Genomic DNA, 22,069 nt, shown 5'->3' on the forward strand with positions numbered 1-22,069 from the left:
CCAATAACATTTTCTTCATTAGATAAACGTTTTAAGTGTTCGAACTTTCCTTGTGATAACTGTAATTTTGACATAACCAAATCTCCTTTTTATTTATCAAAAATTAACTATCATCCGTATTCTACCAATTTAAATATCTTTTATTTCAACTATTTTTTATACCAATAATCCCTTTATTTTGGATAATGTTTTTCGTAACCGTTTGACACCAGTCCGTTTTAAGTACAATAATTTCATACAATTTAAAGTAATTTTTCGAAAATAGTATATATTTCTTCTTGATTGTTAGCTTTATGCAATAAATCCCGATTTTCTTGTTTCATTAGTATTTTTGCTATAGTTGATAATGTTGTCAAATGTTCTTTATTTTTACTATCTTTATCAACTAACATTGCAACAATAAATTTAATTTTTTCGCCGTCTAAACTTTCCCAATCAATTTCTTCTTTTAATTTTATAATAATAACTACAGATTCCTTTAAATCCGCTACTTCAGCATGTGGAATCGCAAAGCCATCAATCATTCCAGTCGTGCTCAAACTTTCTCGGTAATGTAAACCTTCGATAATAATACTTGTTTGATTAACAATCCCATTATTTACAGCTACCTTGGCAATATATTCAAATACTTCTTCTTTTGTATGAGCATCTATATCAATAAATATTAATTGTTGATTAATCATATGCATTATCTCCTATTTCTTTTTTTTACTCATTCCTAATAATAAACCACCCACTACAGACCCGATTGCTATTGCAAGTACCCATAACAACGGATGTGTTACAACTGGCAATACTAAAAATCCTCCATGAGGTGCTGGTACTTGAACTTTAAATAAATATGTTAATACGGCTGCAACTGAAGAACCCGCCATCATAATCGGCATAGCATGTAATGGATCCTCTGCAACAAATGGTATAGCCCCTTCTGTAATGTGAGTACAACCTAAAATAATATTAACTAATCCAGCGTTACGTTCATTACTAGTAAATCTATTTTTATATACTAAAGTTGCTACACCTGTAATTAATGGAGGTGTAATGCAAGCAGCTGATACCCCCGCCATAAAAGTAGTATTTCCTTGAGCAAGTAAAGCAGTCCCAGTTACATAAGCTGCTTTATTTACAGGGCCTCCCATATCAAAAGCACACATACACCCTACAATAATACCTAATAACAACGGATTAGAATGTTCAAAGTTTGCTAAAAATTGCATCATACTTTCATTGATACTAGCCATTGGAGATACTAAAATATTCATAATCATTCCTGTAATAAAGATTCCTAATAATGGGTATAAAAAGATAGCTTTTAATCCATCTAATGTCTTAGGTAAATTCTTCAATAATTTTTCTAATAGAATTATTACATAACCTGCTAAGAAACCACCAATAATGCCACCAAGGAATCCTGCGCCACCAGCATTAGCAATCACCCCTGCTACAAACCCTGTTACTAATGCTGGGCGTTTACCAATACTTTCTGCAATATAAGCTGCTAAAATAGGAGTCATCATCCCCATTGCAAATCCACCAATTTCTTTTAACTGTGCCGCAAAAGGATTGAACTGATCACTAGCAGGATCAAATGAATATATTCCAAATAAAAATGAAATGGCTATCAATACTCCCCCGCCAACTACGAATGGTAGCATATGTGATACCCCATTCATTAGATGTTTATAAATATCATGTCCAATATTACCAGTCGAGTGGTTATTATTAATAATATCAATAGTTTTAGTATCACTATCTGTAGGATATCGTATTTCTCCTTCGCCATTTAATGCTGCTTCAATTAATTTTTCTGCATCCTTGATACCTTGACCAACAGATACTTCAATAATTTTTTTACCAACAAATCTTTCTGCGTGTACATCTTTATCTGCTGCAATAATAACTGCTTTTGCATTTTTAATCTCTTCTTCAGTTAATTCATTCTCAATACCTATTTGCCCGTGTGTCTCCACTTTGATACTAACCGAACATTTTTTAGCCGCTTGCTCCAATGCTTCTTGCGCCATAAAGGTATGTGCAATCCCTGTTGGACATCCTGTTGCTGCAATAATATCATATTTTTTCATTTTTACTCCTCCTTAAATTTTTTTACAAATAATTTGTCTTTTTAAATTATCTACATCTAAAAAATCAGTTAATCCTATTTGAAACGCTGTAGAACTACCTGCTGCAACCGCAGATATTACAGCCTCTTCATCAGATTTTCCTTTTAATTTATTCGCAATAAATGTCGCTAATAAAGTATCACCCGCACACGCTGAATTAACAACCTTTCCCTTAGGTGCATTTACATAAAGTACCTTATCTTCTGTAATATACATTGCACCTTGATCACCTAAAGATACTAGAACTTGTTGAGCTCCTTTCTGTATTAAAATTTTAGCTAAATGAATAATATTTTCCTTTGATTTATCTGTAGAACCAAATAACTCTAATAATTCATCGTCATTTGGTTTTAATAAAAATGGATGATATGGTAATAAATTTAATAGATAATCACTAGAAATATCTAATACTAAATTAAATTGATTTCGTTCAGATAGTTCCCCTATTAATTGATAGTCAGTTGAAGAAATACCAGTAGGATGACTTCCTGATATTACTAAATAATCTCCTTTTGAAATATTTTTGATTTTCCCAATCAAAGCATTAACATTTTCCCTTGTAACACTCGGACCTTGATTAACTAATTTATATTCTTCTTCTAAAGACATTACATTAATAAACGCATTAATTCTTGAAAGTCCCTCTACTTCCACAAAGTCAGTTAAAATATCTTTTTTTTTCAATTCTTGTTTTATGAAATCTCCAGTAAATCCACCACTAAAACCTAGTGCGATGCTGTCTAAACCTAGTTTTTTTAATACAAAACTAACATTCACTCCTTTTCCATTTGGTTGATAATCGCAATTCTGAGACCTATTAACAATATCTGTATACATATTTTCTGTTTGTATACATAAATCTATAGCTAAATTCATTGTACATGTATATATCATAATATTGCCCCCTTTTCATCTTGTTGTTATACTCATTATGACATATAATATTTTGTAAAGGTTTTCTATATATCATATATAGTTTGAAAAAGTTTTCTAAATAAAAAGGGAGGCATGTTATATGTTTAATATATCTAATTTAACAAATACAGAACAACACTTAATTAATTATATTGAAAGTCATTTATCTGAAATACCCACTATTTCAATAGTTAAATTAAGTGAACGAGCTAATGTATCTACTGCAACCATTGTAAGAACAATGAAAAAAATTGGCTATGATGGTTTTACATCTTTTAAACATGATTTAAAAAATAACTATCATTTATCTAATCATAGTTTATCTGACTACCAAACCTTAGATTACATTGATCAGACTATCAAAAATGTTGTTTTGAGAAATGAACTTGAAGTAAAAAATACTATTCAAAATATTAATAGTCAATTAATTGAGGATGCGTTACAAGCTATTTTTTCCGCTAAACAAGTTTATATCTTTTCAAGAGGTTTATCTGAAACAGTTGCTTCAGAAATGGAAATGAAATTTCACATTGTCCAACGTACCTGCGAAGCATATACTGACCCCAATATTATTAAAACCATTAGCAAGCGCATAACATATACAGATGTTGTGATATTTATTTCATTAAATGGTGATACACAAGAATTAATTGACGCTGCGATGACTTGTCAAAAAAATGATGTTGCAATTATCTTATTAACTGCTAATCCAATCGGAACTCTTGCTAGAATGAGCGATATTACTTTTTGTGGTTTTAAAAGTGATACTTCTTATTTTCCAGATTATGAAGTACAATCACGTTTACCACTACATGTTTTGTCTCGCATATTATTAGATTCGTACTCTATTAGATTTCACAAAAATAGTTTATATGATTTATAAAGATAATCATTAAATATTTTAGATATGCTTACTCTTTCCTTTTTAATAGATAATTTAAAAATGACCACATAAATGTGGTCATTTTTATTTTACTCATATTTTTAACGATTAATAGATCGACAAATTCTAGATAATGTATGTTTTTTACCTCTAACCGCCACACTTAAATTATAAATATTCTCAACATTAGCCAATCCCCCTGGACCAGCATCTCCAATGTGTTGTATATCTACTCCAGCAATTTTTGAATCTATGGCAAATCGTTTAATGACTTCAATATCACTAGTTTCTTGACTAGTTCCGATAGCAGACATAACTAGCACATCTTGTTTATGAGCTAAATCAACTGCTGTATTTAAATCTTCATAACGAACGCCTGGGACCGTCCCTACTGCTGGAACTAAAATAATATCTGTCCCTGCATCAATAAATTCTTGTATCGCTTTTTCTGAAATAACTTTTTCATCAACTCCCGCTCCATGCATTTTACCTGCAATTATTAGCCCATTAAAATGTTTTTTAGCATTCTTAATCGCTTCTAAAATTTGTTTATTAGTTACACCTACACCAGGGTTACCTGTTAAGCATATAAAATCTAAACCTAATTCATTTGCCCTTTTAAAAGTTTCCACAGTTGCATGACGCCCCTTAGAAATAGTTAATTGATTTTCTAACATAGATGCAGATTCATCAACTGGCTCTAAATTTACTCCTATTACTTTTCCAGTCAATTTATGTAATACATTAACAAAATCTTTACTCTCATCATCTGTCAACCCACTTACATGAGGATCAAATAAATCAATCACATTAAGTAAAATCATATCTGCGCCCGATGCAGCAGCGATTTCGGAATTTGTTATATCAGGAATTTGAGGCGTTATTGAGCAAACATTCTCTGCCAAAATTACACGTCCAGCAGATGATTTTATGCTTTGCTTTAATTCTATTGCGCTCATCTTCATAATGTCAGATACATTAGCACTAATTAATCTTTTAATCATTATAACCACCTATTATTTGAAGTGCTTTATCTAACACTTTTTCACCTTTCATAAGACCATAATCTTTCATATCGATAGTATCTACTGGGATACCTTTACTAGATAATTTATTACTATAATCATCTTTCATATAACTCAATTGTGGTCCAAATAAAAGAACATCAATTTTTTTGGATTCTAAAACTTTATTAACTTCAGATATAGAAACTGCAAATATTTCAGCATCGATACCTCCTTCTTCTGCACTTTTCAACATCTTAGTTACTAATAAACTTGTACTCATTCCAGCTGAACAAGCTAACATAATTACTTTTTTCATACGAATCATTTCTCCTTCCCTTTTTCTTCTGCTAATTTCATATTGTCATCAATTTTAAAGAATGGATAATAAATCATTGTTGAAACTACTATAACAACAATATTTAAAATAGCCCCACTAATATGACCGCCACATGCAAGGAATCCTGCAATTACTGGTGGTGTTGTCCACGGAATAACTGCTCCAATTGGTTTAGGTACCAGACCTGTATACATTGCAAAATAACAAATGATTGCAGATACAATTGGTGATAAAATAAATGGAATTACCATTTTGAAGTTTAATATCGTTGGAAAACCAAACAATATTGGTTCTGCAATTTGGAAGCTTACAGGCGCCATTGATAATTTACCTAATGATTTATTTTCTTTAGACTTAGAACGGAAGAATAAAAGTAAAGCTAATGCAAATACACAACCTGCACCACCTGGGAAAACATAATTATATAAGAATTCAAATGTAATAATATTTGGTAATTCTTGACCTGCTGCCATAGCAACCCTGTTAGCATCCGAATTCGTTAATAAAATCGGTTCAATAAATGGTGCTGTTACTTGTGCTCCGTGAATACCGAACATCCAAAGTACAGATTGAATAATAACAATCACAATAACCCCACCTAATGAACCAGTAAGACCACTCAAAGGTTGGGTAATAAATTTTTCCATCAATGTATGTACATTTTCAACACCAACAGAATTTACCAACACTAGTAATATAAACCAAAATAAAATAACAAATAACCCAGGAATAATTGCTGAAAATGCACGACTAACATTCGGTGGAACTGTATCTGGCATTTTAATTACAATATCTTTTTGAACAAAATATCTAAATAATTCTGCTGTTACTAAAGCTACAACAATTCCTAAAAACAACCCTCTACTTCCTAAATACATAACCGGAAATCCATTTCCAGCATCTGAAGCAATGGTTGGAGTGAGTAATACATACGAAGCAAGTGATAATAACCCTGCTGATAATCCATCAACTTTATAATGAAGTGCTAAATTTCTTGCTACAGTAAACGTTACTGCTATTCCAATAATTCCAAATGTTGCATCTGTTGCCTTCCACATATACCCAGCCAAACCACTATTATCCAAAAACTTAGTTAGCGGTTCAATAGGAAATGCTGCAACTAGCATAAATACTGAACCAATAATAATTAACGGCATTAATTGTGCCATACCATCTCTTAATGCTACTAAATGTCTTTGACTTCCAATACGCCCTGCTATTCTTTGAAATTTTTCTTTCATGATATTATCCTCCTTATTAATAGAATTTTTTTAATAGTTACTTATCATCTAATTGTTGATATACTTGCAATATTTCTAGCACCATTATTTTTACTATCTCAGCACCTACCAATTGATCTTCACTGTGAACTAGTAATAAATTCATATCTACTCGTTCTCCACTAGCTTCTTTTTGAATTAATTTACCATGAATTTTATGACCTTCTAAACATAAATCATCTCCTTGTGATATTAATTTTTCAGCTAGTTCAAAATTACGATTTCTAGCCGCCTCCATTGCTTTAACATAACAACTTTTTGCTTCGCCAACAGACGAAATAATCTGAAAACATATTAATTCCATTTCTTCCATTTGTATCCCCCTTTTTTTTATTATCCTTCCAATTCTTTCAATATAAGAACCAACTCATCAAATGTTTTATTTTGCAAAATATATTGTAATCTAAACTCATCTTTCATTAACAAATATAATTTTTTGGTAATATCTTTTTGGATTTCAAAATCATCTTTTGTTAAACATAACATAAATATAATTTTAACTTCCTTGCCAAGATGTATAATAGGATTTTTTAAAATACAAATTGACAACAAATTCTTATTCGCCAATAATTCAATAGGATGTGGTACAGCTATGCCATTCATATATACAGTACTCATATACTTTTCTCGGTCTAATACCTTATCGACATAATTTTCATCTCCATATCCACTGTCTTGTATTTCTTTTGCCATCTCTGTTATTATCTTGATATAATCCGTTTTATTAGTAACTTTAAAAAAATTTCTATCAAAAATTTCATAATTGTATTTTCTTACATCTTTAAGAGAAATCGAATCACAATTATCATAATGTAAAACCTGTCTTATTCGAACCAAATCTAAATCATCTAGCATTTCTTTAATGTAAATAACTGGTGCGCTAAATTCTCTGCTAAGAGGCATAATTGTAAAAATTAAATTTGGATTATATTTTGCAACTTCTTCCATTTCTAAGAAACTAAAAGATTCTACCTCAGCTTTGTTAAATAATGACTCTATTTGCAATTTAAGCAGATATGCACTTCCTCCTCCTGATGAGCAAATAACAGCTATTTTATTAAATCGATTAAACTTTAACTCCCGTTCTTTTTCTATATGTGCCATAAAATGTGTTGCTATAAACCCCGCTTCATCTTGTGTTACTTCTACATCATATTTGGCTTTTAGCATATCTGTAAAAAGTATTGCAATATTAAAAATCATTGGGTATCGAATACAAATCTCTTTAATTAATGTATTTTTATAGGAAATCTTCTGATATAAACGATCTAATAATAATGATACATGCATAAAAAGTGATGTTTTAAATTCTTGATCTTCTTGAAAGGTTGTATTATATGTTCTATCAACCTCTTCTAAAAATTCATCAACATCTTTTTTTAATTGATTTGAAAAAACAATCGGATGTTTTTTAGGACGAATATTTAGTTCTAAAATCTTTTCTATACTTCTTAATGAATCACTATCAATAAAAATATTAAAATTTGCTTCCAATATTTCTTTTAACTTATTAGAAATTCTTTTTATACTAGTTTCATTTGATGGTTCCATATAATAAATCCCACTCATATGACGCTTATGATATAACGTTTCTACCTCTAACCATAAAATCACATTTTTTAGTTCATTATAATTAATAGACAAGTTTTCTTTCTCAATTTGTTTCATTAATAAAGAATTAACTTGTGTAAATTCACTTGTAATTTCTTTCATTAAATTTTGTAAATAAATATTATCGTCAAAATAAAAATCATATAATAATTTTTTCGCATACTCTGATTTCCCGATCACTCTCATGCCATAATATCTTTTCCTTTCTAACTGTAATTTATAAGAATTTAATAACCTCTCTATTTTAGAAAGATCATTTTTTATACTTGATTTTGAAATCTGTAATTTATCAGCAACTTCTTGAGTTGACACAAAATCACTTTCTAATATTAATAAAACCACAATATTTTTAATTCTATCTTTAGCTTCTAAATTTTTATTACTCTTTAAAAATTTAATAAAACAATTCATTAAATCTAAATTTGTAACTTCTAATAAATACCCTCTTCCCCTACGCATATACAATTGAAATCCATGACGCGAAGACATTTGAATCAAATATGACAAATCATTTTGAATAGTTCGTTTAGATACATTATATTTTTTTGCTAAATAATCAACTGTAATATATTCATCTGAATTTACTAATTCATCCATTATTAACCCTATTCTCATAAAGTCACCTCCAGATTTCGGTACCGCTTACAATTTAAGTATACCTTATTTCCCTCTAATTAAAAGGAGAATATTTTCATATTTATATGCAATTTTTGTCTCTTCTCATACTTTATTAAATCATTTTCGCTACCTTTTACAGACAAATATCGATTTATAATCTCAAGTCTTATCCATTTTAATACATTGTTTGTCAATTTTATTTGTTAAAGTGGGACAAAACTATTTGATAATCTACAACGCCCTGTTAAAAAGTCTATAAAAAAAGAAATCATACAGATAATTCTGTATGATCCCTATTTCCACTCCATCAACCCTATTTAATAAAAGCCTAAAAAAGAGGCCTTATATCAGCCTCTTCATTCATCATTTTCTTGTAAAATTTCTTTTAATTCTATTATTTGGTGGAATATTGCTTCTAACACATTTACCACAATACTGTTACCAGCCATTTTTATTAGCTTAGAATCTGAAAATAAGTATCTACTTTTTGTTATTTTAACATTATGTTCCATCAATGCTTCATAATCTTCTTCATCAAATCCCATTGATAAGAAACATTCTCTTGGTGTTAAATAACGCCAATTCAGTTTTCCACTTTTTTCATTTTCAAATTGAACTACTCCCGAATTTGGGTTTCTATCTTGTTTAGTTGTTACTGTTCGGATGTAGTTTTCATATTGATTATTTTTAAATAAATGTCGGTTTTCCTGAACAATCTTTTCTCTTGATGGAGTATTGTTCATTTGACTATTCAGTGCTTCAAAATGATATTTTTCAACCGTATAATCATTTTTTATAATATCTCTTACTGTTAATCTGTGATTAATAATCTCATTAACATAATTTTCATTTTCTAAGTCATGGTCTGTAATATAATTATTTACCAGTTCTATTTTTCTCGCATCATTTCCAACATAAATACTTATCATAAATACTCGTTTACGAATTTGTGGTACACCAAATTTACTAGCGTCTAATTTATACACGACATTTTCATATCCTATTTTATTTAAGTATGATTTCCATTCTTCAAAATTATCCTTGTGTCGGGCACTCAAAATGTTAGATACATTTTCCATTAATAAAAATCTAGGTAATCGTCTATTATGTTCCTCACATTCCATCAAAATACGCTCTACTTCCCATAACATTCCTGATCTGTTATCTGCATCTCGATCGATACCAGTCAATTCTCCACGCCATACTCCTGCCAATGATAAATTTTGACAAGGAAACGAATATGTTAAAACATCTAAATTTTCTGGTATATCTTCATATGTCATATCTGTAATACTACCTAAATTATTGCTTCGTTCTATCGCTGCTAATAAATATCTTTGAAACTGTTCATTTACTCGTTTTAACGATTCACCCTTATAAGGATCTTTTCCATCTGGGCTTAGTGTATATTGACTTAATTTTTCAATTACTTCCTCACGAGGCATTCCTTCATACGGTTCAATATTTGGTGTTCCATGATGAATAATGTCATACGCTATAATTGCGTTAACATCCCAATCAGCTGTTGCGACTATCTCATATTCTTCATCTTGGCGGCTTAAAGCTTTGGCTTGTGCACCTATCCCACTGAAGGTTTCCATTACTTTTATCATTTTTTCCTCATCTTTTCTCATCTCATCTTTTTTCTTCTTATCTGGATTCTATTTAGGTTAATTAACAGCTAAACCTTCATCGACCATTCTTTTTCTTAATTCAATTGCCAAATCTACATCTTTTTCTGATAATTTGCCATCAATTGACAATATCTTATTAATTAAAGCAATTTCAATTTCAGTCAATAATTTTCTTTCCATGCCCCATCTACCTAATTCATCCCAATAATCTCTTCCAACACTATTAATTAGTTCTAATTTTTCTTGCTTATCTGCTTCTTTTCTATCTTGTTTGGCAGTATCTTCTTTAACTTCTAGTTTATCTTTTGAAATCAAACTACCTATAAATTCTTTATCAAATGTCCAATGTTGTTTTTGCGCTAATTCCCAACACGCTTTTTGTTTACACCATTCAGTAACATTTTCTTTTGGTCGGTTTTCATCAGTAATAAATGCATATACTTCAGAACAAAGAATTCGAATTTGTTTCTCTAATTCAGGATAAATCTTTTGATTATTCCATATCTTCAAGAAGTCAACTTCATAATCCGCAAAATTTTTATGAATATAATCAAAAATAATACTCATAGTATATACAATAACATTCGCTTTATATGAACGTTTTTGTTTATACCATTCTGTTTGTTTAATAATTTCATCAGTATTTTTAAAAATAATCGCTAAACATACTAGACGTTTAAAATAAAATTCATTAAATATCGTTGAATCTTCTATCCACTGTTCTTTAATCGCAGCAGAAAACTTCTTAACGATAGCTTGCTTCCCTTTACTAACTTTATCCGGTGCACCATTATAGATTTCCATATATCTAGCCAAATCAACTAATTTAATTACTTGTTTGTCTGGATATTTAGCTTTATATTCATTTAATTGTGCGGAACGAGCTTTAAATTTCATTTTACCTTGATCATATTGACCTCTAGTTCTCTCATAGAACCAATATTGTTGATATTGATTACCATCAATTGCTGGTGCTGGTAATTTACGAGAGTATCCTTCCATTCTAATATGAAATGGATGATTTGAAAAGAAGTCAGATGCATCTACTTTATTTTGAGAATTCGAATATTCTGAAATTTTAGGAATAATTTTTTCAGACATCTCGTGTTCTAACACTGATACTTTCATTGGAACATATAAATTAGATACATCTATATTGTCACCTTTTTTAGGGTTTAAAATAATATTAGCAATTGAAGCGGTTGTTTGACCACCATTAACAATTTGTAAATCTTTTATCCTAGTGATTTCCAAACCTTCCGATGTCATTTTTGTTTCTAATTCAGTTGCAGTTGCAGCAATACCATTATTATAGGCAAAAAACATTTCTGGATAGTTTCTAATTGTATTTTGAATACTCTTATTCACTTTCCCTCGAACACTTAAAAATGACCGCACATTCCCTTCTAACAAACGAGAACCATATTCTTGATATAACTCATTTAATATTGTACCAGGAATCACTGCCAGATACGATGAATAAGTTATTTTATCACTAACTTTTTCTTCTCCCAAATATTCAAATGAATCAATATCTGCTTTTACATTATGATATTCTACCGCTTTTACACATGGAATTCCACCAAAACCTAGTTCTTCTAATTTGATATCTACACTTTCTTTTTTTCGTTTAGAATTAACCAATTCAAAAATACGTTTAATATCCCAAACATTAACCTCAACTCGTTTTTCACCAATGTTTGCAACATTTATCCTTTTAACTCGTTGCTTATTAAATGCATCTGTTACAATATAGAAACGGAATTTAACAATATTTTTATATTCATCATGTAAATATTTTGAAAATTGATACGCCTCAGTACTTTCTTCCAATCTTAAATATAATTCTTTGCCAATCGATTCTTCTACAAAACGTCTAATCTTATTAATTGCTGCATCAATATCTTCTTTCTTCATAGAATCACCATCATATGGTCCTTTATATTCTGAAAGAAAAATACAACAACTGCCATCCGTATCATCTATTGCATATCCGTCTATTTGCATCTTTGCTCTTCTTGTAGTAAATCCAATATATTCACACTCTACAAAGTCATCAAATTCCTCTGCTTCACTTAAAATAGATGTAATTTTATTTAAAAACTCTACTGCAGGATGTTGGATATTCACATTTGCATAGCGAGCAATCTCCTCGTGTAGCGTTTCTCTATACTCTAAAACATCCATTTTCTTCCTCCTTAAATTTATCAAGGGATACTAATTCTAATGTATATTGCACTTTACCAATCCCTTGAGGTAAATCATTTTTATGTATTACTGGGAATTCATCATTCACACAATACGTTTGTTTTCCAATGTATTTATAACAAAACGCATCATAATTAATATCGTATTCATAGCCTAATGTTACTAATTTAGTAAATAATAATTCCTCGCTTGTTTCCAATTTAAACATATCTTGAATTTCTATTACCAATTGATTTAATGTAACAGTATCCGCAACTAACTCATTAGTTTTTTCTAAGCGAATAACTTCCAAATATCCTTTATCATTTGACTCTAATTGCTCTAATGAACTAATTTTTACTTCTTGAGCTGCTTCACTAATAGCTTTTACTTCACACCAAGTATTATTAATTTCAAAATCTTTATGTCCATCAATAGGTCCCATCCAGCTTTCTAAAGCTTCAGATTCTCCCACTTCTAAAATAAATTGTTTTAAAAATAATAACTCTCCAATCAATCCCTTAATAACTTCTTTAGACATTATGTTAGATTGCTTTCCACTAAACATCAATTTCCAAACATTCCATCTTGCAAGAGCTAAACTAATAGCATTTTTGGGAGTAGCTTTTTCTAAAATTTTAATCATATCATCACAAAATAAGATAAACATTTTCTCATAACGTTTATTCGTTAGTAAAAACTCTAATCCATACTGATTTTTAATCTGACTACTCTTAATATTGATAATTTTAGAATCTTTAACTTTCTTTGGCTTTTCATCAGCAATAATAAAAAGTGACATATTTCCTTCTGCATAACCAATATACATCTTAAATGAATATTTAGGATTATATAGCTGATATCCATTTTTATCGTTCATTTTTTCGAATCTTTTTTTTAATACATTCATTATTCTTCTTCCTCATTTTCAAAATATTCAATACTCATTGCATTTTTATTGAGTATATATTCAGTGCAACTAGTCTTTTCATTTGATAAGGTTGGTATCCCTATACCAAAACCGACATAATTTATCGAAGTATCTATATCAACTTCATTATTTTTATCTTTTAATTCAACAAAATAAACTGTTAATAATGGGTTTCTCTTTACATTTCTAAAGTAATCTACTTGTGCTAAATTCTTTTTACCTAATTCTTCCTCAACTTTGTGTCTGATTTTATCACTTTGTTCTTTGGTTAAGCTCAATTTCCCATCTGAACTTGTACCTAAACGTTTTTTAGTTTTTGACATTTTTAATATCTTCCCATTGTTTTCTACACTATAATCCCTAATTACCGGAGAAATACTAATATCTTTTGTTAACCGTTGAGTATGTGTTCCTTTACCACTTGCAAAAGCAATATCCCAATATTTCAACTCATTTCCGCTATAAGATTCTATAAAATTAATAATGGCATTAGTATCAAAATTGATATTACTTGGAGACACTGTAATATTAGATAATAAGCTAATAATATAGTCAGATGATATATTTTTAAACCCATATTTAATTACCTTTGAGGTTGTATCTCCTTCGTTATTCTCACGACCGAATGCTTCAATTTCTTTATCATTTTGATTTAAATGATTAATTAAATCATTAACCGCTATCGTATTTTTTTTATTTTTTTCTTTATCACTATATATTTCCGGTGTTTCAATACAAATTCCACTTAAAGTAACTAAAACAGATTTTTTCTGAACGTCTCTCATTTTGTTATGCGCTGTAACAATCAACGTATCCGGATGAGTACGAACTCTTAATCCAAACTCATTTGGAGTTAAACCATCATTATGATAACGTTTGATGTCATATCTTAATTCATCAGTTGCTTCGCTGATATAGTCATACCAATCATTACTTTCTTCTGTCATCCATATTCTACATAGATCTTTATAATTATTACGATATCCAAACCAACGTCCCATTTGCATCAATGTATCATAGGCTTTTGAATTACGATAAAAATAACTTACTACTAAACCTTCTAATGTTAATCCACGAGATAAAGCAATACCACCAACCGCAATTACACGTAACCCATTCGGTTCACTATCATAATTTAAGCGATCGTCTGCTTTCGCATTAACAGTTTTTACTACAATCGGTGTACATGCTTGATGTAATTTTGATACGATATCTTTCCAAGTTGGTTTATCCTCAATATATTGTTCTGCTTCATATTGCTCTTTTAACTCATACATATATCTATTTTTTAACATGTCTGTTTCATCTAAATTCCAACAATATTTAATAGCATGTTGTAATGCTTTTGTATAATCGTTTACTAAATCGGATAAATCATTTTGAATATCAGTAAATCGCGTTACGTTTATTAGCATCGAACGGTGTAATTGTGGACAGTTTCTTAGATCCATAATGGCATTTGATAAAAAGAACCAATTAATCGCTTTGCATAAATCATCAGGTAACTCTTCAACCATCGTATCTTTTTTATGTCCGAATGGTAAAATACAAGCAATACTATTTTCTGAAGTTTCATCTATCATTTTCATCATATAATGATATTCGCCTTCTTTATTAAATAATTTTCTGGCACTAACATAATTTGAAGGTGCATTAAGAGAATAAATATAATCTTTCGGAAATAAATCTTGCTTAAACATTTCGTCATTAGTATCTGGATCAATAAAAATATTGGCAAACGGTGTTGCGGTAAATCCTACATAACTAGATTTATCAAATAGGCTTAGCATCTCTCTAATTTTACCGTTTATTGTAGTTGGGGATTCATCAGTATTTTTAGTATTAATCGATGCATTATCTGATTCATCATCAATTACTAACAATGGTACTGATTCAGTAGAATTACTATTAATATATACATTCTTAAACCAACTATTTAATTCTTTTAATACACTAGCATTTTTCTTTACAACAAATACAATTGGTACATTTAAAGATTCATTAGTTATACGCAATACATTGCTATTACCTTTTTTAAAGTCTGCTGTTGTAGCTGATCCAGATGCCGCACTAGGTCCTCCATATTTACCAACACCTATTCGTTGTGATGTACCACTACTAGTACCTACAAAACCTTCATCTACTCTCATTTGAGTTTGTTTTCTTAAATCTTCCGTAGTTCCTGTTAATAAAACAATTACTCGATAACCAACATCCGCTGCTTGATTCATTAATCCAATATAATTAGCAGTCTTACCGGATTGAACATCACCAATAACTAATCCTTTACGACTATATGATACATCTCGAGTTGGATCACCTAATAAATCTGTTAATTCATCGATAACATCTTCCATTTTATTAACGATATTCGGTGAGAATTTTTTATCATTTTTTAAATATTCCTTATATCTTTCCCAATAAGTCATATCTAAATCAGCTTTTTTATATTTAAACCACTTTTGATGACTACTTTCTTCAATAGCAATTCCTTTATCTAGATGAATCACTAAGTTAGCTTCTAATTCTTTTTGAACACATTCTAATTCCGCTTTAGTTAACTCTTTAAACTTTTTTGAATCCTCCACTGCTTCTAGTATTTCATGAGTAATTATTTCAGGTGTTATAAGTATATTCTTTTCTGCATACTCTTCTATTTCAACCATTGTATGCTTATATAATTTTTTTTGTATCGCATTCATATTTTCTTTTCATCTCCTTTAACCTAGATATAATTTCTGGATATTTTCGATACATATTAAATTTTAAATATTTATCACAATATTTTATTTTTTTATCATCATCAATATCTTCTAATAGTTCTAAAATATCTGACCATTTTTCTTCTATTTCTAATTCAGTTGTTCCCACTTGCTGATTAATATTCCCTTGAGCGACATCTGAATATACCGCTTCAATTGGAAAGTTTTCTTCAATGGTCTTGATTGCATTTTTTAACAAACCGTATGTTTTGTCATCTAAACATTCCCTCAATGCTGCTAATTCCGGTATATCACGATTTATTTCATAACGATATCCTTCATCGTTACGTAATTTAATACGATTCCATGTAAATTCAACATCTTTGCTAACATTATCTTTTCTACCACGATATTTAATGATATTTTCACTACTTCTAACGCTTTCTACTACTGCATAAAACATATTTTTCTTAATACTATCAGGTAATGTAGCTCTACTTTTTTTTATATCAATTTCCCAAATATCATCTAATGAATTAGGAATATCTACTTGAATACGTGCGTATTTATTTAATTCATGTACTCTATTTAAATTAAACCACGTTCCCCAAATAATTAAACGTTTATTACGATACACATAAAAACCTTGATTCTTTTTAATTTTTGACTTTCCACCAATTTTTGCTAAGTCTTCAGGACTTAACTTATTGGCAAACGGTAAAACATAAGGCTGTAAAGTGATTTCTGCGTCATCTATTCTAAATGATGATTCTCTTTTCACTTGAGTTGCTTTATGTGTTTTTAAAAAAGGATCTTTAGGAGTTACTTCCACATTATTAATTGTTATTTGTAAACCATCTTCTAAAAAACGATGAAATACTAATGAAATATGATTTTTCATTTCATCTATTTTCTTAAAGAATAATGTCTCCATATCGTTTGTTGTCCGCTTAATCCGATCAAATTCACTCAAATACACATATGTTCCACTTTTAACTTTATCAAACATATTTATGTATGGTAATTTTTGAATTTCACTAGTACTAAACCCTCGTACACTCCAACTTCCCGACTGTATTACATAATCTAAATTCCATGAAAAAGCGTGTAATTCTCCATCTTTTTTACTAACAACTATTAAATTTCTACACTGAGACATTGATGCAGATTTCAAACCTAACCCAAATCGTCCTAAATCATTTGCTTCACGTTCTTCTGTTGGATTAGTGCTACCATATCTCATAGCTTCATATAATTCTTGCTCATTCATACCACATCCATCATCAAAAATAATTAACTCGGATTCTGATCCTGGTGTTGCCATAATTTTTATATTTTTAGCACCTGCACTCACACTATTATCTATAATGTCAGCAATGGCAGAAGAAAATGAATATCCCATTGATCTCATTGATTCAATTAATGTTGGTGCAAAAGGTACACACTCTTTATAGAACATAATTATCTCCTTTAAATAAAATTTTATTTATACTTATTCATTTTCCAGTATATCTATTTTTTTCGAAACCGTAAACCTTTAAAAGAAATAAAAAGCAAAATTACATATATTTTCCTAAAAATATATTTCTTAGTATATATACAAAAAAGCCAACGCATCTGCGCTAGCTTTTTATCTATTTTATTATATTTAATTAATTTCCAAAACACATGCGCGGTAATTGACGCGCAATGATATTCTTGCTATACTATATCAAGAAAGAATGTCCGAACAAACGTTCATGATTTGTTCATCATTAAATTCTTTTTCTAATAATTTATAAACTAAAGATAAATAATCTTGCTTGAAGTTTCCACTTGGGACAATATTCCAATATTCATATGCTGTTTTTTGGAATTCTTCACTTGCTTCTTCTAATGCTAAACTTATTTCAGTTTTTAATGAGATAAATATAGATATTGTTTTTGGAAGTAAAACACCATTGATATTGTCTTGACCTCCAGCGGTAAAAACATCTCTTAAATTATTAGAATATATATAATGTTTTTCAATTAAATATTTTACACTACGACTATAATTATTTCTTTTCTTTAGTAAATCATTTGGAAATAGGATATATAATTCAGTCATTAAATTTAACTTAATATCTTTTGATAACGTATTAAAGTTTGTAACTTCTACTGAATCACTTTGTGGCGTAATATACCATTTAGTGCCTGTTACTTTACTTCTTAATATTTGTTGTGCAAATTGTGCTTTTTCACTTTCATTCATATTTCTAAATTGATTATAAGTATCTTGCGTATTAAAAACAGAATCTGTCGTATTCATATTAATAATAAATCTAGGGCTATGCGTTACTGCAATATTACTTGTTGCTTGCCAATATTCACAATATTTCACTTCATATTTTCGTTCGTTATTTTTAGTTTCTTTTTTACCAAACAATACATATATCTCGCTATAATCATGTTCTGAAATACTTTCAAAAATAGAATTACCAGGAACAATCCAACTTCCTCTTTGAGAACTTTTTAATTCTAAACCATACTTTTGATTATCGATAGTTATATCTACATCAGGAAAATGATGTCCACTAATAAAGTTAACTTTAACATCTGAAAATTTATGTTCAATATCCGGAATAATGCTTTCAATTAATGTTTCGAAACCATTGTTATTTCCTTTACTAATAAAAAATCTATCTGGCCATATATTGCCTTCTACGTGTTGTTTAATAAATTCTAAAACTGTCATTATATTTGTATTCATAAAATTCTCCATTCAGAAAGGTGTGTTTTCTTTGTCAAAAAAATATTTCCACAACAGTGTCAACACTATTGATGCCAATACTGTAAACTTTTCCCCCGATTTTAAAAATTTAAATGTACTTAGCTTGTTTTCTGGTGCAGGAGGTATGGATCTAGGCTTCCAAGGAGATTTTGATTTTCTTGGTACTCACTATGAAAAAAATCCATTTTCTTTAGTATTTGCAAATGATATATTCAAACAAGCTGCTGATGTCTACGAAGATAACTTTAACCATCAAGTAGAACGCCGAAGTGTAGACGAATTAACATTTGACGAAATTGATCATCAAATAGAAAAAAATACTAATAAACCCATTAGTGAAGTTCCTATCGATGTTATTTTAGGCGGATTCCCTTGTCAAACGTTTAGCTATGCTGGAAAACGTGGCGGTCTAAGTGACCCTCGTGGACAATTATACCGTCATATGATTCGTATCATAGAACATTACAACCCAAAAATGTTTATAGCCGAAAATGTTGATGGTATCCGAAATTCTCGTAAAAATGATAAAGGCGATAAAATAGAACGTTCAGCTCTTGATATTATTTTAGATGACTTTGATAAAGCTGGATACAATGTTCAATATAACGTTTTAAACTCTGCTGATTATGGTGTTCCGCAAACTCGTCGTCGTGTAATTATTATGGGAATTAGAAAAGATTTAGGTGATATATCAGATCAATTCTACCCAGCTGTATCTTTTGATGAAACGGGTTTATTTACTGGTAAAATGTGGAAAACTTCAAAAGATGGTATTGACGATATTTGGGATAAAGTTAATTCTCCAACCATCGCAAATCACACTACTCGTGATATTTCAAAAGCGAAGTTCTACCCTGGTAAACGTACTCAAGGAAATAACAAGATTGATGCTAATAGACCCGCTCCAACTATTCGTGCTGAACATCATGGAAACATCGAAGCACATTACCGTTCTTACGATGGTTTCGAACCAGATGATATGCAAGGTTGGCGTCGTCTAAGTGTTCGTGAATGTGCTAGACTTCAATCCTTCCCTGATTCTTTTATTTTTACTACAAGTGCCTCTTCTGCGTATAAAGCTATTGGAAATGCTGTTCCACCTGTAATGGCTTGGAATATTGCTAGAAGCGTTGCATATACACTTTCACAATTAGAAAATTAATATAGATTTCTACTTATAATTAGATTGGCTATAAAATGCCAATCTTTTTTTATCTTCTTAATTGATTATTATATCATATTTATAACGATTTTCGGGAATCAAAAAAGCAATCAACATTACAGTTGATTGCTTTTTTATAAATTAGTATATTTTTTATTCTATAATACTTTTAGAGTTTGTAACTATTCTTTCCTGTAAATATCATTATCCAACTCCTTTTTAAACATTTGAGCATATATTGACTCTAATACATTTAAATTAGAACTATTATGCACCATTTTCCACATATTGTTACTAGCGATTCCATCACGCTTTTCACTTTCACTAAAAACACTCTTTATTTTATTTATATCTTCTTCGTTAAAACCTAATAATTCATATTGTTTTTCAACTGAAATCTCTTCAATTCCCAAGTTAACTTGCTGAATATTCCAATCTAAATCAGCTGTTTTTATCTCATAAATTATTGATAATAACATATTAAATACAATTTCTGATATCTTATCATAAATAATTAAACACGATTCATCTTCAACTAATGGATAATATATAGTTTTACCATCTTCTATTTGTATTAAATTTAATCGTTCTAAGTTTGCATGAGCAAATAAATTTCGTATTTTACGTAAGCTATTCGGATTCTTACTCAAAAAGCCATACTGAATTTCTGAAATAATATTTTTTCGATATAATATTTTAGTAACTTTACAAATGTTGGTGTCAAGTAAAATATAACCATTTATGTCAATTTAATTTCACCATTTATGTCAATTTAAAATCACCACTTTTGTCAATTTAATTTGTTTTATTTTAATTTAATTTATTTTACTGTGTAGCCTTAGCTACACAGCATTTTTATTTGTTTTTGGTAAGATGTTTTTAGTCCTATAAGAAGGTCCTATAATTTTAATTACGTGACTATGATGTAGTAAACGGTCAAGAATAGCATTAGCGATTACAATATCACCAAAGGTTTCAGTCCACTCACTTAGTGGTTTGTTGGTAGTAATAATGGTCGAATTTTTTTCGTATCGCTTAGCAATTAGTTGGAAGAATAATTTGGATGATACGTCATCTAAAGGTAAATAACCAACTTCATCAATAATCAACAGTTTCATACGTGCGTAATATTTTAATCGTTGTTCTAAACGATTTTCTAATAAAGCTTTTTTTAGTTGCATTATTAGATCGTTACACGAAACAAAATAAGTACTCCTGTGATTTTTAGCTGCTTCGATGCCGATAGCTGTTGCTAAATGCGTTTTTCCAACTCCAGGATTACCGATAAATAATATATTTTCTTTATTATCCACAAAGCGCATATCCTTAAACCCGATAATTTGTTTTTTATTAACACTTGGTTGGAAATTAAAATCGAAGTCATCGGTAGTTTTTAGATATGGAAATCCAGCAGTACGAACACAAGAGTTAATCATGCGCTCTTCTTTAGCCTTTAGTTCATAATTAGTTAAACCTAATAACAACTCTGTAAACGTTGTATTTCCAGAGTTATATTGTTCAATCGTTTCATCTAGATGTAGATGCATTTGTTTTAATTTCAATTCTTCTAGATTATTTTTCAATTTAATGTATTTCTGCATTTCAATATTCATCGTAGTCTCCAATCTGAGCTAAACTCTCTATATTCTTCATAGAAATCTGCCTAATTTCATCATCATTATATTTCTTATTAAGGTGTTGATATAAAACATCATTATAATGATTAGGGGCATAATTAATTGAATTTTTCTTATTTATAGCATGAACTGCAATTAATTTTTGTGTTATGATAAATATACAGTTCGTGGTTGATTTCTCGGAAGGATATCGTTTTACCCATGAACTCCGATGGAACTGAATATTCTGCACCGTTATATCTTACAAGTAGTGTTTGTGGTACTATTTGCTTAAATGATTTTTCAATGAA

Annotated in this window: 19 protein-coding genes; 2 read left to right on the plus strand and 17 right to left on the minus strand. The window is 29.6% G+C overall.

The annotated features are described in order from the left end of the window. Positions 1-242: 242 nt before the first annotated feature. Genes BMX09_RS07655 through pfkB form a run of 3 tightly spaced genes read right to left on the minus strand, consistent with a single transcriptional unit; the run spans position 243 to position 3,020 of the window. Positions 243-689: a PTS sugar transporter subunit IIA gene (locus BMX09_RS07655; protein ID WP_089747389.1), complete on the minus strand. Its 447-nt coding sequence runs from the start codon at positions 687-689 to the stop codon at positions 243-245. A gap of 6 nt (positions 690-695) precedes the next feature. Next, positions 696-2,084, minus strand: coding sequence for a PTS fructose transporter subunit IIC (locus BMX09_RS07660; RefSeq protein ID WP_089747391.1), 1,389 nt, complete (start codon positions 2,082-2,084; stop codon positions 696-698). A 12-nt stretch (positions 2,085-2,096) separates the two neighbouring features. Further along, a complete protein-coding gene (gene pfkB / locus BMX09_RS07665) occupies positions 2,097-3,020 on the minus strand; it encodes a 1-phosphofructokinase (RefSeq protein ID WP_177159578.1) in 924 nt (307 codons plus the stop codon). A gap of 118 nt (positions 3,021-3,138) precedes the next feature. On the opposite strand from pfkB, the gene BMX09_RS07670 reads away from it, so the two are divergent. Then, positions 3,139-3,921: a MurR/RpiR family transcriptional regulator gene (locus BMX09_RS07670; protein ID WP_089747393.1), complete on the plus strand. Its 783-nt coding sequence runs from the start codon at positions 3,139-3,141 to the stop codon at positions 3,919-3,921. A 101-nt stretch (positions 3,922-4,022) separates the two neighbouring features. On the opposite strand, the gene BMX09_RS07675 is transcribed toward BMX09_RS07670, so the two are convergent. The 11 genes from BMX09_RS07675 to BMX09_RS07725 all read right to left on the minus strand — a co-directional run bounded on the left by BMX09_RS07675 (position 4,023) and on the right by BMX09_RS07725 (position 18,944). Next, the gene (locus BMX09_RS07675; protein ID WP_089747395.1) at positions 4,023-4,925 is read right to left on the minus strand and encodes a DUF7916 family protein; all 903 of its coding nucleotides are present in this window, start codon (positions 4,923-4,925) and stop codon (positions 4,023-4,025) included. Beyond that, complete coding sequence (locus BMX09_RS07680; RefSeq protein ID WP_245711149.1) at positions 4,918-5,244, minus strand: PTS sugar transporter subunit IIB; 327 nt, start codon at positions 5,242-5,244, stop codon at positions 4,918-4,920. The genes BMX09_RS07675 and BMX09_RS07680 overlap by 8 nt, the downstream gene beginning before the upstream one ends. Positions 5,245-5,249: 5 nt before the next feature. Beyond that, a complete protein-coding gene (locus tag BMX09_RS07685) occupies positions 5,250-6,506 on the minus strand; it encodes a PTS sugar transporter subunit IIC (protein WP_089747398.1) in 1,257 nt (418 codons plus the stop codon). Positions 6,507-6,543: 37 nt separating this feature from the next. Then, on the minus strand, positions 6,544-6,858 hold the full coding sequence (locus BMX09_RS07690; RefSeq protein WP_089747400.1) for a PTS lactose/cellobiose transporter subunit IIA: 315 nt from the start codon (positions 6,856-6,858) through the stop codon (positions 6,544-6,546). A 20-nt stretch (positions 6,859-6,878) separates the two neighbouring features. Further along, positions 6,879-8,771 carry a BglG family transcription antiterminator gene (locus BMX09_RS07695; protein ID WP_089747402.1) on the minus strand — a complete coding sequence of 631 codons (1,893 nt, stop codon included), beginning with the start codon at positions 8,769-8,771 and terminating at the stop codon, positions 6,879-6,881. A 359-nt stretch (positions 8,772-9,130) separates the two neighbouring features. Then, on the minus strand, positions 9,131-10,408 hold the full coding sequence (gene dcm / locus BMX09_RS07700) for a DNA (cytosine-5-)-methyltransferase (protein WP_218138934.1): 1,278 nt from the start codon (positions 10,406-10,408) through the stop codon (positions 9,131-9,133). Positions 10,409-10,444: 36 nt separating this feature from the next. Beyond that, the gene (locus BMX09_RS07705; protein WP_089747404.1) at positions 10,445-12,595 is read right to left on the minus strand and encodes an AIPR family protein; all 2,151 of its coding nucleotides are present in this window, start codon (positions 12,593-12,595) and stop codon (positions 10,445-10,447) included. After that, positions 12,576-13,505 carry a PD-(D/E)XK motif protein gene (locus BMX09_RS07710; RefSeq protein ID WP_089747406.1) on the minus strand — a complete coding sequence of 310 codons (930 nt, stop codon included), beginning with the start codon at positions 13,503-13,505 and terminating at the stop codon, positions 12,576-12,578. Before BMX09_RS07710 ends, BMX09_RS07705 begins: the two co-directional genes overlap by 20 nt. Beyond that, a complete protein-coding gene (locus tag BMX09_RS07715; RefSeq protein ID WP_089747408.1) occupies positions 13,505-16,228 on the minus strand; it encodes a Z1 domain-containing protein in 2,724 nt (907 codons plus the stop codon). The genes BMX09_RS07710 and BMX09_RS07715 overlap by 1 nt, the downstream gene beginning before the upstream one ends. Beyond that, positions 16,200-17,687: an ATP-binding protein gene (locus BMX09_RS07720; protein WP_089747410.1), complete on the minus strand. Its 1,488-nt coding sequence runs from the start codon at positions 17,685-17,687 to the stop codon at positions 16,200-16,202. Before BMX09_RS07720 ends, BMX09_RS07715 begins: the two co-directional genes overlap by 29 nt. Before the next feature lie 252 nt (positions 17,688-17,939). Next, positions 17,940-18,944: a hypothetical protein gene (locus BMX09_RS07725; protein WP_143054393.1), complete on the minus strand. Its 1,005-nt coding sequence runs from the start codon at positions 18,942-18,944 to the stop codon at positions 17,940-17,942. 37 nt (positions 18,945-18,981) lie between these two features. Here BMX09_RS07725 and BMX09_RS07730 point away from each other — a divergent pair, with 37 nt between their 5' ends. Next, positions 18,982-20,142: a DNA cytosine methyltransferase gene (locus tag BMX09_RS07730; RefSeq protein WP_281242684.1), complete on the plus strand. Its 1,161-nt coding sequence runs from the start codon at positions 18,982-18,984 to the stop codon at positions 20,140-20,142. Between the two features lie 182 nt (positions 20,143-20,324). On the opposite strand, the gene BMX09_RS07735 is transcribed toward BMX09_RS07730, so the two are convergent. The 3 genes from BMX09_RS07735 to BMX09_RS10490 all read right to left on the minus strand — a co-directional run bounded on the left by BMX09_RS07735 (position 20,325) and on the right by BMX09_RS10490 (position 22,066). Further along, a complete protein-coding gene (locus BMX09_RS07735; RefSeq protein WP_089747416.1) occupies positions 20,325-20,792 on the minus strand; it encodes a hypothetical protein in 468 nt (155 codons plus the stop codon). Between the two features lie 192 nt (positions 20,793-20,984). Further along, positions 20,985-21,755 carry an IS21-like element helper ATPase IstB gene (istB, locus tag BMX09_RS07740; RefSeq protein WP_281242685.1) on the minus strand — a complete coding sequence of 257 codons (771 nt, stop codon included), beginning with the start codon at positions 21,753-21,755 and terminating at the stop codon, positions 20,985-20,987. Between the two features lie 137 nt (positions 21,756-21,892). Further along, complete coding sequence (locus BMX09_RS10490) at positions 21,893-22,066, minus strand: Mu transposase domain-containing protein (protein ID WP_407645258.1); 174 nt, start codon at positions 22,064-22,066, stop codon at positions 21,893-21,895. Between the last annotated feature and the right edge of the window lie 3 nt (positions 22,067-22,069).

Source organism: Granulicatella balaenopterae (genome assembly GCF_900111135.1).
Lineage (GTDB): Bacteria > Bacillota > Bacilli > Lactobacillales > Aerococcaceae > Granulicatella > Granulicatella balaenopterae.

Excerpts from the sequence above, each read along its gene's own strand:
- BMX09_RS07655 (WP_089747389.1), bottom strand. The coding sequence starts at position 689 with ATGCATATGATTAATCAACAATTAATATTTATTGATATAGATGCTCAT.
- BMX09_RS07660 (WP_089747391.1), bottom strand. The coding sequence starts at position 2,084 with ATGAAAAAATATGATATTATTGCAGCAACAGGATGTCCAACAGGGATT.
- BMX09_RS07670 (WP_089747393.1), top strand. The coding sequence starts at position 3,139 with ATGTTTAATATATCTAATTTAACAAATACAGAACAACACTTAATTAAT.
- BMX09_RS07675 (WP_089747395.1), bottom strand. The coding sequence starts at position 4,925 with ATGATTAAAAGATTAATTAGTGCTAATGTATCTGACATTATGAAGATG.
- BMX09_RS07680 (WP_245711149.1), bottom strand. The coding sequence starts at position 5,244 with ATGAAAAAAGTAATTATGTTAGCTTGTTCAGCTGGAATGAGTACAAGT.
- BMX09_RS07685 (WP_089747398.1), bottom strand. The coding sequence starts at position 6,506 with ATGAAAGAAAAATTTCAAAGAATAGCAGGGCGTATTGGAAGTCAAAGA.
- BMX09_RS07690 (WP_089747400.1), bottom strand. The coding sequence starts at position 6,858 with ATGGAAGAAATGGAATTAATATGTTTTCAGATTATTTCGTCTGTTGGC.
- BMX09_RS07695 (WP_089747402.1), bottom strand. The coding sequence starts at position 8,771 with ATGAGAATAGGGTTAATAATGGATGAATTAGTAAATTCAGATGAATAT.
- dcm (WP_218138934.1), bottom strand. The coding sequence starts at position 10,408 with ATGAGAAAAGATGAGGAAAAAATGATAAAAGTAATGGAAACCTTCAGT.
- BMX09_RS07705 (WP_089747404.1), bottom strand. The coding sequence starts at position 12,595 with ATGGATGTTTTAGAGTATAGAGAAACGCTACACGAGGAGATTGCTCGC.
- BMX09_RS07710 (WP_089747406.1), bottom strand. The coding sequence starts at position 13,505 with ATGAATGTATTAAAAAAAAGATTCGAAAAAATGAACGATAAAAATGGA.
- BMX09_RS07715 (WP_089747408.1), bottom strand. The coding sequence starts at position 16,228 with ATGAATGCGATACAAAAAAAATTATATAAGCATACAATGGTTGAAATA.
- BMX09_RS07720 (WP_089747410.1), bottom strand. The coding sequence starts at position 17,687 with ATGTTCTATAAAGAGTGTGTACCTTTTGCACCAACATTAATTGAATCA.
- BMX09_RS07725 (WP_143054393.1), bottom strand. The coding sequence starts at position 18,944 with ATGACAGTTTTAGAATTTATTAAACAACACGTAGAAGGCAATATATGG.
- istB (WP_281242685.1), bottom strand. The coding sequence starts at position 21,755 with ATGAATATTGAAATGCAGAAATACATTAAATTGAAAAATAATCTAGAA.